The organism is Acidovorax sp. sif0632, assembly GCF_019218805.1.
GTDB classification, from domain to species: Bacteria; Pseudomonadota; Gammaproteobacteria; order Burkholderiales; family Burkholderiaceae_C; genus Acidovorax; species Acidovorax facilis.
Window position 1 is genome coordinate 341281 of sequence record NZ_JAHUWW010000003.1, and the last position, 11270, is coordinate 352550.

13 protein-coding genes and 1 pseudogene are annotated in these 11270 nt (G+C 65.3%); 5 read left to right on the forward strand and 9 right to left on the reverse strand.

The features are described from left to right. Nucleotides 1-51 precede the first annotated feature (51 nt). The gene (locus tag KW832_RS11475) at nt 52-222 is read right to left on the reverse strand and encodes an ATP-binding protein (protein WP_304505078.1); all 171 of its coding nucleotides are present in this window, start codon (nt 220-222) and stop codon (nt 52-54) included. Then, nucleotides 219-692 (reverse strand): Rrf2 family transcriptional regulator, encoded by a 474-nt coding sequence (locus KW832_RS11480; protein WP_304505079.1) that lies wholly within the window; start codon nt 690-692, stop codon nt 219-221. Before KW832_RS11480 ends, KW832_RS11475 begins: the two co-directional genes overlap by 4 nt. A 120-nt stretch (nt 693-812) precedes the next feature. Here KW832_RS11480 and KW832_RS11485 point away from each other — a divergent pair, with 120 nt between their 5' ends. From KW832_RS11485 to fdxA, 3 genes and pseudogenes are all read left to right on the forward strand, one after another. After that, nucleotides 813-2030 carry an NnrS family protein gene (locus tag KW832_RS11485; protein ID WP_218299987.1) on the forward strand — a complete coding sequence of 406 codons (1218 nt, stop codon included), beginning with the start codon at nt 813-815 and terminating at the stop codon, nt 2028-2030. Between the two features lie 66 nt (nt 2031-2096). Next, nucleotides 2097-2393 (forward strand): DUF2249 domain-containing protein, encoded by a 297-nt coding sequence (locus KW832_RS11490; protein WP_218299988.1) that lies wholly within the window; start codon nt 2097-2099, stop codon nt 2391-2393. A gap of 15 nt (nt 2394-2408) precedes the next feature. Beyond that, nucleotides 2409-2731, forward strand: a pseudogene (fdxA, locus tag KW832_RS11495) (ferredoxin FdxA). Nucleotides 2732-2773: 42 nt separating this feature from the next. Here fdxA and sufT read toward each other — a convergent pair. The 7 genes from sufT to KW832_RS11530 all read right to left on the reverse strand — a co-directional run bounded on the left by sufT (nt 2774) and on the right by KW832_RS11530 (nt 9567). After that, nucleotides 2774-3322, reverse strand: a complete 549-nt coding sequence (gene sufT / locus KW832_RS11500) for a putative Fe-S cluster assembly protein SufT (protein WP_218299989.1) — start codon at nt 3320-3322, stop codon at nt 2774-2776. Beyond that, a complete protein-coding gene (sufU, locus tag KW832_RS11505) occupies nt 3319-3792 on the reverse strand; it encodes a Fe-S cluster assembly sulfur transfer protein SufU (protein ID WP_055396496.1) in 474 nt (157 codons plus the stop codon). The genes sufT and sufU overlap by 4 nt, the downstream gene beginning before the upstream one ends. Beyond that, nucleotides 3789-5045 carry an aminotransferase class V-fold PLP-dependent enzyme gene (locus tag KW832_RS11510; RefSeq protein WP_218299990.1) on the reverse strand — a complete coding sequence of 419 codons (1257 nt, stop codon included), beginning with the start codon at nt 5043-5045 and terminating at the stop codon, nt 3789-3791. Before KW832_RS11510 ends, sufU begins: the two co-directional genes overlap by 4 nt. Next, nucleotides 5038-6342: a SufD family Fe-S cluster assembly protein gene (locus KW832_RS11515; protein WP_218299991.1), complete on the reverse strand. Its 1305-nt coding sequence runs from the start codon at nt 6340-6342 to the stop codon at nt 5038-5040. The genes KW832_RS11510 and KW832_RS11515 overlap by 8 nt, the downstream gene beginning before the upstream one ends. A gap of 2 nt (nt 6343-6344) precedes the next feature. Beyond that, nucleotides 6345-7115 (reverse strand): Fe-S cluster assembly ATPase SufC, encoded by a 771-nt coding sequence (gene sufC, locus KW832_RS11520; RefSeq protein ID WP_218299992.1) that lies wholly within the window; start codon nt 7113-7115, stop codon nt 6345-6347. Between the two features lie 34 nt (nt 7116-7149). Continuing rightward, entirely contained in the window at nt 7150-8604 is a 1455-nt protein-coding gene (gene sufB, locus KW832_RS11525; protein ID WP_218299993.1) for a Fe-S cluster assembly protein SufB, read from the reverse strand. Between the two features lie 756 nt (nt 8605-9360). Continuing rightward, nucleotides 9361-9567 carry a hypothetical protein gene (locus KW832_RS11530; RefSeq protein ID WP_218299994.1) on the reverse strand — a complete coding sequence of 69 codons (207 nt, stop codon included), beginning with the start codon at nt 9565-9567 and terminating at the stop codon, nt 9361-9363. Nucleotides 9568-9690: 123 nt separating this feature from the next. Here KW832_RS11530 and KW832_RS11535 point away from each other — a divergent pair, with 123 nt between their 5' ends. Continuing rightward, complete coding sequence (locus KW832_RS11535) at nt 9691-10080, forward strand: hypothetical protein (protein ID WP_218299995.1); 390 nt, start codon at nt 9691-9693, stop codon at nt 10078-10080. Nucleotides 10081-10376: 296 nt separating this feature from the next. Beyond that, complete coding sequence (locus KW832_RS11540) at nt 10377-11252, forward strand: c-type cytochrome (RefSeq protein ID WP_218299996.1); 876 nt, start codon at nt 10377-10379, stop codon at nt 11250-11252. The last annotated feature ends 18 nt before the right edge of the window (nt 11253-11270 follow it).

Here is an 11270-nt window from a genome sequence, read left to right on the forward strand (position 1 = left end):
CATAAGGCGCGAAGGGCGAAGCCCATAGCGCCTTGCCACGCGCGGCGACCGTCAATCAGCGGTGTCTGTTGGATCGGCCTTGGTGCCTGTTTTGCGGGTCCGCTCTCTGGCCTTGATGCGCTTCTTCGCCGTGGCGCTGCTGTGCAGGAACCGGTCGCTCTCGTTGCCTGTCTCCACGATGTGACAGTGGTGCGTGAGGCGGCCGAGCATGGCGGTCGTCATCTTCGCGTCGCCGAACACCGTCGACCTTCGGCGAAGTCCAGGTTGGTCGTGATCACCACGCTGGCCGACACGGGCGCAACGAGGTCGGCGAGCGTCATGCCGTCGAGTTCCCTGAAGTAGGCCCCAAGCGCAGCGTTGAACACCCCCTTCAAGCGGCAGGTCGGCGACAGCGTGCACTGGTTGGAGTCAGGGTCGAAACACTCGACCAGCCGGAAATCGGTTTCAGAGGCGCGCACCACATCACCGATGCGCAGCTCGGCCGGGTCCTTGAGCAACCGCAGGCCGCCGCCCCGCCCGCGCGTGGTCGCCAGCACACCCTGTCGAGCCAGGTCGTTGACGATCTTCATCAAATGGTTTCTGGACACCCCGTGGTGCTGGGCAAGCTCGCTGATGGTCACCAGCTGCTGCGGGCGGGCCGCGCAGTACATCAAAACGCGCAGTGTGTAGTCGGTGTACTCCGCAAGTCGCATGGATGCCCCTAAAGATGCATTTACTATATTCGTTTAAAGCCGCTTTGGATATAAGATTCATTTCAAATACCTCTTACAAGGTTTTTGCAGGATCCATCCAACCTGCATTGCCCAGCCATCATGTCCAGTCCGCCCTTGCACGCTTCGCCCATCGAGCCCACCGCAGCGCCACAGCTTTCGGGCTGGCCGCTGCTGAGACTGGGGTTCAGGCCCTTCTACGTGGGGGCAGCGGCGTTCGCGCTGCTTTCCATTCCGCTATGGGTGGCCGTGTACCTGGGCCAATGGAATCTGGCCATGGCGCTGCCACCCCTGCTGTGGCATGCGCACGAAATGCTGTTTGGCTTTGCGGTCGCGGTCATCCTGGGCTTTCTGCTGACTGCGGTCAGAGCCTGGACAGGACTGGGCACGCCGCGCGGCGCTGCGTTGGGCGCCCTTGCAGTGCTGTGGCTTGCGGGGCGGGTGGCGGCCGTGGCGGGGCCCTACACGTTGTTCGCCGTGCTGGACCTGGCGCTGCTGCCGCTGGTGGCAGCGGTGCTCACCCGCCTCCTCCTGCGCGCGCGCAACCGGCGCAACCTGCCGCTCGCCGCGATGCTGATGCTACTCGCCCTGGCCAACGGTGTTTTTCACCTCAGTCTGGTGGGCGTTCTGGATGTCTCCCCGCTGGCCCCGTTGTATGCGGCCCTGGCCCTGATCGTGATGATCGAATGCGTGATTGCGGGCCGGGTGATCCCGGCGTTCACCATGAGCGCAACCCCGGGTCTGAAACTCCAGGTGCGCGCGCCGGTGGAACGCGCCGCGCTGGCGCTGACAGCGCTGGCCTTGCTGCTGTGGGTGTTTGCCCCAACAGAGGCCGGCTGGAACATGTTCGGTGGTTTTACATTGGTGCTTGCAGCGCTGGCTCAGGTCGGGCGGCTGCTGCAATGGCAGCCTGCGATCACGCGCCACCGCCCGATCCTGTGGATACTGCACCTTTCGTATGCGTGGATTCCCCTGGGTCTGGCATTGCTGGCGGCGGCCCGTTTCGGCGCGCTGAGCATGTCGGCGGGCGTGCATGCCCTGGCGATCGGCGCCACCGGCGGACTCATCATCGGCATGATGACCCGCACCGCCCGTGGCCACACCGGGCGCGCGCTGCAGGTTTCGCGCGCTGAGATTGCAGCGTACGTACTGGTCATGCTGGCAGCTGCCATACGCGTGCTGCTGCCGCTGGCCATGCCGTCCTGGCTGCCGCTGGCCCTGGTGCTGTCTGCATCCGGCTGGGCGACGGCCTTTGCGATCTACCTCTTCATCTACACCCCCTGGCTGCTCAAGACACGCTTTGACGGCAAGGATGGCTGAGCCAGTTTCTCATCCCGCTCGGCTTTCCGAAGCCGAATCCTTTTCCCCCAACCTCAGGACATTTCGATGAACACTCCCCACACTCCTTCCGCCACCGTGGACCTGCGCAGCATCGCGCCGCGCGACCGCCATTCGCTGGTGTTCACCACTTTCATGGCCCTGCCTCCCGGCGCGGCGCTGGAGCTCATCAACGACCACAATCCGCTGCCGCTGCGCGGTCAGTTCGACAGCGGTCTCTACGGTGCCTTCAGCTGGACCGCGCTGGAGAACGGGCCTGAGCAATGGCGCGTGGAGATCGCCAAACCCGCAGACAGCAAGCCTGTGCATGGGGTGGACTCCTGCTGCGGCGCCTGCGGCGGCTGACCGGGAGGCATTGCCATGACCTTCGTGGTCACCGAAGCCTGCATCCGCTGCAAGTACACCGACTGCGTTGACGTTTGCCCGGTGGACGCATTTTGCGAAGGGCCGAACTTTCTGGTGATCAACCCGGACGAGTGCATCGACTGTGCGGTCTGCGTGCCCGAATGTCCTGTGGCGGCGATCTACGCCGAAGAAGACGTGCCCAAGACCAGCGCGACTTCATACCGCTCAACGCCGAACTGGCCCAGACGTGGAAACCGATCACCCGGACCCAACCCGCGCTGCGCGACGCCGAAACCTGGAGCAAGGTGCAGGAAAAACGCGACCGGCTCGAACGCTGAAACTGCAGTACGCGCAGAACCCGGTACAGCCACTGGGCAGTATTACAGACCCAGTGACAACAATGCCACTTCAGACATCCGGGACCGGTCCCAGGGCGGATCGAACACAAACTCCAGATCCACCTGCACCACGCGGGGCAAGGCCAGAAGTTTCTCGTGGATCTCTTCCACCAGCAGGTCTCCCATGCCGCAGCCGGGCGCTGTCAGGGTCATCTCAATCGATACCCTGAAATCACCCGTGCCATCTATCGGCAGCACGTCGCACGCATAGACCAGGCCGAGCTCCACGATGTCCACCGGAATCTCCGGGTCGTAGCAGGTCTTGAGCGCCTGCCATACCTGCGCCCGCACACCTTCGGGCCCCTCCGCCTGCTCCAGCACCGGAGCCGTCGGCACCGGCTTGCCGATGGCGTCGGCGTCCGCACCGGCCAGGCGCATCAGCTGGCCTTCGACCAACAAGGTGAACGATGCGCCCAGCGCCTGGGTGATCTGCACCAGCGTACCCGCGGTCAGTTCGGCCGGGGTTCCATCGGGTACGCAAACCACCTCGACATCGCGGCGGACGATCACCCGTTCGCGGCGCGCGCTCATGGCGTGACCTCCAGCGCGGAGTTGTCGCTCTTGGCCTCGGCGGCCAAAGCGTGCATCAGGGCATGCCAGCCCAGCAGGGCGCACTTGATGCGGCCGGGGTAGTGGCGAACGCCCGCCAGGCTGACCAGCTTGCCCAGGGGCGCCTCTTCGGACACCATCTGGCCCGTGAGCACGGCCCGAAAGCGCGCCTGCAAGGCCTGCGCTAGCGCCACCTCCTGCCCCAGCACCGCTTCGGTCATCATCGACGCCGACGCAATGCAGATCGCGCAGCCCTGGCCATTGAAGCGGATGTCGCTCACGCGCCCGTTGTCAACCACCAGGGCCACCTGCAGGTCGTCCCCGCATTGCGGGTTCTGGCCGCGCGCCTGGTGGGTCGGCGCGGCCAGAGTGCCGAAGTGGCGCGGCGCGCGCTTGTGGTCCATCACCACGTCCTGGTAGAGGTCGAGTTCGGCGGCAGTTTCTGAAGTCATTGCAGCACCTTGAGGGCATGTGCCACGCCAGCGAGCAGGCGCTCCACCTCGGCGTGTGTGTTGTAGAGCGCGAACGATGCGCGCGTGGTGGGCCCCACGCCCAGGTGTTCGAGCAACGGCTGGGCACAGTGGTGGCCGGTGCGCACGGCGATGCCGCGCTGGTCCAGCAAGGTGCCGATGTCGTGCGGGTGCACGCGGTCGGCAACGAACGAGACGATGGCCGATACGCGGCTGTGGGCGGACAGCACCGTGACGCCGGGCATCGCGGCCAGACCCGCCACCGCGTGCTCGCGCAGCGCGTTCAGGTGGGCGTCGATGCGATCACGCCCGACCCCGTCGATGAAGCCTGCCGCAGCGGCCATGCCGATCGCGCCTGCCACGTTGGGGGTGCCGCCTTCCAGCCGCGCTGGCAGTTCGGCAAAGCTGGCCTCGGTGGCGCTGACCCAGGCCACCATGTCACCACCGTAGCGCAAGGGCTCCAGGCGTTCCAGCGCAACGCGCCGGCCCACCAGCGCGCCAGTGCCCATGGGGCCGTACATCTTGTGGCCCGAGAAGGCCATGAAGTCGCAGCCCAGCGAAGACAGCGCGGGCGCAGCGTGGGCCATGGCCTGTGCTGCGTCGAGCACGGTCAGCGCGCCCGCGTCGGCGGCCAACTGGAGCAAGTCCTCGTAGGGCGGCCGCTCGCCGGTGGCATTGGCACAGGCGGTGAGCGCCAGCACGCGGGTGCGGGCGTTGAGCAGGGGGCGCAGATCCGCGGCGTGCAGCCGCCCCTGGGCATCGGGCTGCAGCACGCGTAGCACTGCCCCGGTGCGCCGCGCCACCTGCTGCCAGGGCACGAGGTTGGCATGGTGTTCCAGGCCGCTGACCACGATCTCGTCGCCTGCCTGCAACCAGGCCGGGTGCATGCCGCTGGTAGAGAGCCCATGGGCCACCATGTTCAGCGCATCGGTGGTGCCCGAGGTGAACACCAGCTCGTGGTCTGCGCCCGCTCCGACAAAGCGCTTGAGCGAGCTGCGCGCGTGCTCGAACGCATCCGTGGCGCGCTGGCTCAGCGCATGCACGCCACGGTGGATGTTGGCCCGGTCATGCTGCTCGAAGGCGCGCATCGCCTCCTGCACCGGCATGGCCATCTGGGTGGTGGCCGCGTTGTCGAGGTAAGCCAGCTCCGCACCGTAGATGCGCTGCGCGAGCACCGGGAACTGCGCACGCACAGCATCGAGCTCCAAAGGATCGATAAAAAACGCGTCACCCATGTGCGGCCTCCGGCTGGGTCATGGAGGCGGCAGGGTCGCCGCCCAGGTGCTGGGCCACCGCCTGGCGCAGCAGCGCCGTGAGGTCCAGCGAGTCGATCAACGGGGGATCACCCAACGCCCGCGCGAACAAGGCGGTGGCCATGCCTTCGATGATCAGTCCGCGCGCACTGCGTTCGTCCAGCCCCCGCTGGCGCGCATAGAACAGCGCGTCCTCCGGCAAGGCGCCCCAGGTGGCGCCGTGGGCCGCCTGCACTTGGTCATGGTGGATCTCCAGGTGCGGGCGCAGTACCAGCCGGGGCTGGCCGCTGGTGGGCACACCCGTCAGCCGCTGCCGCACCTCAGCGTCGGCGGCATGGGGAGCAATGCGGGTGTGGGCGTTGACCACCGCGCGCGCCGCGCCGCTGGCCAGCGCCAGCGTCTCGATGGTGCTGTGGGTGCGCTCGCCGGTGTGTAGCATGCGCACCTGTTGTTCCACATTGGCGGTGGCCGCCAGTAGCAGGCCCGCACTGTGGGCCTGGGCACGGTCGCCCGTCAGCTCAACCTCCTGGCGTTGCAGGTGGTAGCGGCCTCCCGTGGCGATCAGGCCCTGCTCGTAGCGCGCGCCCTGCCCCAACTCAAGCTGCAGGTGGTGGGCGACTTGGTCGGCAGCCCCGGGGCGCACGCTGCGCAGGTGCTGCAGCGTGGCGCCCGCGGCCAGGCGGATGTGGGCGTGCAGGTTCTGCACCACCGGCTGTTCGCAGGCCACCTGTTCACGGTGATGGGTTTCCACCAGCACGCAGTGCACTCCCTCCTGCACATCGATCACCAGCATCGGCGCTTCGACCGCGCTGCGTGGCTGGTGCCTCAGCTGTATCCACACCGTCTCGGCCGAACCGCGCTGGCTGGCCGGTTCCCCGCCGATGCGCAGCCGCAAACCGCGGCGGCACAACGCGCGGTGCACCCAGGCGAACGGTGCGGCATCCTGCTGGGCAGTGTCGCCCCGGCCGCCTGCATTGTCCGTGCCGGTCGGCAGGCGCAACCCGGCGAACAACTCCTGGCGCTGGGCCGGGTCGGCGGCGTCGAGCCAACGGGCGTCCACACAGCCTTGCGGCCTACCGCCCAGCAGGTGCAGCGTCCAGCCGGCGCAGATCAGCGGAGGGGCATCGCAGCTAGCCGATGCGGCTTCGGGTGCCTCGCCCAGCCAGACGGCGACCGGGGGCGGCGGCAGGTGGCGAAACGCATCAGCGTTGCGGGGGATCCAGCCCGAGTCTTCCAATCGGTGGCGGGCGGCCAGGATATCGGCGCGTGCGGTGTCCATGCTCAGACCTCCAGTACGTCGGCCGCGCGCGCGAACCCGGTCCGCTCGATCTGGCGGGCCAGTTCCAGATCGCCGGTCTCGGCGATGCAGCCCTGGTCCAACCGCAGCACCGCGTCGGGCTGCAACAACTCGATCAGGTGCAGGTAGTGCGACACCACCACGAAGGCCGTGCCCTGCGCACGCAGCGACTGCACCAGGTCCACCACCGCTCGGGTGCCGTCCACGTCCATGCCGGAGTCGATCTCGTCCAGCAGCGCCAGGCGCGGGCGCAGCAGGGCGAGCTGCAGCAGTTCGTTGCGCTTGCGCTCTCCGCCCGAAAAGCCGTCGTTGACGGGGCGCGCCAGCATCGCCTCGGGCAGGCCCAGACGGGCGGCAGTGGCCCGCGCGTCGCCCAGGAAATCGAAGGCATCCAGCGGCGCTTCGCCACGCGCCTCGCGCACAGCGTTGAGGGCCGTGCGGATGAACAGGTTGTTCTTCACGCCTGGGATCTCGGGCGGCGCCTGGAACGACACAAACAGCCCGGCGCGGGCGCGCACCTCGGGGCTCATGGCCAGCAGGTCCTGGCCTGCGAAGCGGGCTTCGCCGCCAACCACGCTGTAGCGCGGATGGCCGGCCAGCGTCTGGCCCAGCGTGCTCTTGCCGCTCCCGTTGGCGCCCATGAGCACCACCAGTGCACCGGCCGGGACATCGAGCGAGATCGACTTCAACACGTGGCGGCCGCCAACGTCAACGCGCAGATCGCGCACCTGCAACAAGGGTTCGGCATGGGTCATGGTGGTTCTCTCCTGGGAAATCGGGGGGGTGGACTCAGCCGACGGCACCTTCGAGCGAGACGGCCAGCAACGCCTTGGCTTCGAGCGCGAACTCCATGGGCAGCTCGTCCAGCACCGCCTGGCAGAAGCCGCCGACGATGAGGGCGGTGGCGTCCTGCGGATGGATGCCGCGCTGCTGGCAATAGAACAGGCGCTCTTCGGAAATGCGGGTGGTGGTGGCTTCGTGTTCCACCAGGGCGTCGTTGCGCGCGGTCTCGATGTACGGGAAGGTGTGGGCTCCGCAGTCGGGGCCGATGAGCAGCGAGTCGCACTGCGTGTGGTTGTGGGCGCCGGCCGCAGTGGGCGCCACGCGCACCAGGCCGCGGTAGCTGTTCTGCGCGTGCCCTGCGCTGATGCCCTTGGACACGATGCGGCTCTTGGTGTCGCGGCCCAGATGAATCATCTTGGTGCCGGTGTCTGCCTGTTGGAAGTGGTTGCTCACGGCAATCGAATGGAACTCGCCGCGCGAATCGTCGCCGCGCAGCACCACGCTGGGGTACTTCCAGGTGATGGCCGAACCGGTCTCGATCTGCGTCCAGGCAATGTGCGAGCGCCGGCCCGCACAGAGGCCCCGCTTGGTGACGAAGTTGTAGATGCCGCCACGGCCCTGCTCGTCGCCGGGGTACCAGTTCTGCACCGTCGAATACTTGATGTGGGCGTCGTCGTGGGCGATCAGTTCAACCACCGCCGCGTGTAGCTGGTGCTGGTCGCGCTGCGGCGCCGTGCAACCTTCGAGGTAGCTCACATAGCTGCCTTCCTCCACAATGACTAGCGTGCGCTCGAACTGGCCGGTGTTGGCCGCGTTAATGCGAAAGTACGACGACAGCTCCATCGGGCAGCGCACGCCCTTGGGGATGTAAACGAAGGAGCCGTCGGAAAACACCGCCGAATTCAGCGCCGCATAGAAGTTGTCGCCCGGGGGCACCACGGTGCCCAGGTAGCGCTCGACCAGCGCGGGGTGGTGTTGCACCGCATGCGAGAACGAGCAGAAGATCACGCCGACTTCGGCCAACTGCTCACGGAAAGTGGTGCCGACGGACACCGAGTCGAACACCGCGTCGACCGCCACCCCGGCCAGGCGTGCCCGCTCGTGCAGCGGCACGCCGAGTTTTTCGTAGGTCTCCAGCAGCTTGGGGTCCACCTCGGCCAGGCTCTTGGGGCCGTCTTTTTGCGACTTGGGCGCCGAGTAGTAGCTCAGGGACTGGAAGTCCACCGGCTCGATGCGCAGCTGGCCCCAGTGCGGATGCGCCATGGACTGCCAGCGCTCAAAAGCTGCCAGCCGCCATTGCAACAAGAACCCTGGCTCGCCCTTGCGGCGCGAGATGGCACGCACGGTGTCGGCGTCCAGCCCCGGGGGCAGTGAGTCGCTCTCCACGTCGGTGATGAAACCGTGCCGGTAGGACTGCTGCAACGCCTGGGTCAGCGGTAGTGCTTGTTCAACGGTGGTCATGGCGGGCTCCTGCGGCGTTGGGCTGCGACTTCGATATGCGATCGACGCGGTGTAGGCTTATCTAAACTTAAAGATTCATATTGTATGACTCTTTAATTCATTGAATAGCGGTCAACACCTTGCCGCGGAAGGGGAAAACTATTTGACGGTCAGCAGGCCACGTCCGACAGGCAACCTTCGATGCGCCCGCATGGACCCAGTTTCAGCAAAGCCTTGTGAATCGCAGTGATGGCATTGAAGAGTTGTGAGACAGCCCGGCATTTCCTGACAAGTTCAAATGACAGCTTGGTCAAGTGAAGGACTGTTGCGGTCGAGAGCAGACAGCGAAAAACTGCGTCGGATGCTCTTCCACATCGCAGGACTTACAGACTAGCGTGGTTAGTCTAGGAAGGCGCATCGACTGCCTCACCTTACTTGACGGGAGACCAATATGGAACCATTGCAACTGATATTCATCGCGTGCTTTGCACTGAACCACCCCGGTATTCCCGGAAACTTTTGAGCCTTTGGGAATGTCGCTGCTCGAACTCTACAGAAAATAGTGCTGCCTCCGACGAGTGACGGCGCGGGGAGCTACGGCGGGCGAAGCCATAGTGCCATCAGCGGTATCCAGGACCAGGCTCGCGTCAATGCAGCTGGCACCCCGCACGTCGCCTTCAATGTCAACCATGAGGATCAAGGCCAGCGCAACGCGCACACCCTCATGCGGACGCTGCAGGACGAGTAGTCCCGCTTCGGCGCCGTTGCGGGTCCGCGTCAGTCTTCAGGACCCTTGGACATCGGCACCCACCGGACGCTCTGCTTGAGCGCTACGCCGATGGAAATGAAGGACTCCAGTTCGCTCGGGTCCAGGCGATCGGAGATGGATGCGAGCAAGTGGGCGTAGGTAACAGCGATATCACGGGCTTTGGGGGCTGCCGTCGCGGGGTCGGAGATGAGACGAAGAATGGTTTGTGAATCCATAAATCGAATCATGCCGCAAGTTGATGACTGCATAGGCGAACACTCGGCGTATGTGACCACTCCTTACAGTAACTTCGGGACTCAGCGACTACCCTGGCTTGCCAGTCCACAAAGAAGCCCATCATGCTCACACGCATCCTCGTTCTGACCACTGCATTTCTCGCCGGTTGCTCGACCACGCATGGTGCACCCGACGTCGTTAACGTTCACATTCTGCCCACTAAATACCATGCCGGATCGGTCAGCTCGGACTTGGCCACACCCGTGGTGGACGCGGTGGTTCACCTGCGACCGAAAAGCGTCCACGTGTCGATGTGCCGCTCTACGCCTGCGGCGAAGGTGATCCAGTTTCAAACGGAACTTCGAGCGCGACATGATGTGCAAACAACTGCGGGTTACTACAAAGTCTGTCCCGAAACCGCCACTGAAAATACCGCGCCTGCCGACAAGCGGTTCGGGTTTCAACCGGATGGCATGCTGCGAGCACTGCCGACGTCCGGCACCTTCATTTGAGGAGATCGAGGTAATTGCTAGTTCACCCGTCCGATCGGGGAGCCTGGTAAAGCCTAAACACCCCGGTTTTCTAACCATCGGATGGCGCGATGTCCTACACAAATTACCCCACGCGAACCACAACAATGGCCAACCATAGTGCCCCCTTCGGGCATGCGAGGACTACGCCATGCAACCTTGGTACGCGCCATTCAAGATTTTTTCAATGGTCGTCGTTGTGCTGATGGCCTGTGCCATTGCCTACGGCGGCGGCATGGCGCTGATGTACTGGTCCGGTATAGGCGTTTGAGGCGGCCATGAACAAGCGCCAGACCCGCATCTTCGCCATCGCCGCCACCGCGATCTCTGCCCTGGTTTTCCTCGGGCTCACACTCGACAGCCACCGGCAGTTTGGCAAGCTGACCAACGCCGAAGCCATCACCCCCGCCGTCACGCTGGGCAAGGACGTGTGGCACAACAACAACTGCATCAACTGCCACACGCTGTTCGGTGAAGGCGCCTACTACGCGCCCGACCTCACCAAGATCACGCAGCTGCGCGGCGAGGCTTACCTCACGGCCTACCTCAAGGACCCGTCGAAGTTCTACGACGAGAAACGCCACCGTCGCCTCATGCCGAAGCAGGACCTGAGCGACGAAGACATCAAGGGGTTGATCGCCTTTCTGGACTGGGTGAGCAAGGTGGACAACCAGGGATGGCCACCCCGTCCCATCCTAGTGACCGGTGCCGCTCTGCCAGGTGGGGACCGCAGCGCCGAGCAGCAGACCGACCCCGCCCGTACCCAAAGCAGTGGCGTGGGAGAAGCGCCGCCCGGTGCGCGACCAGTGACGGGAGCGGAAGACCCGATCGCGCTCGGCGAGCGGCTGTTCCGCTCGGTCACGCCTGCATGCACTGCGTGCCATTCCACGGCGCCAGGGGTGAACATGGCCGGCCCGTCGCTGGCAGGTCTCTCGGCGCGCACCCAGGCACTGCTCGCATCGGGGCAATACAAGGGCAAGGCCAGTGACCTAGCCAGCTATGTGCGCGAATCCATCACCAGCCCGAGCGCCCACCTGGTGCCTGGCCCGATGTACTCGGCGGATGGCACCTCGTTCATGCCCACCACGTACGAGAAAGACCTGAAGCCTGAGCAGATCGATCAGCTCACCGCCTATCTGATGTCGCTCAAGTGAACGCTCACGATTCGATCT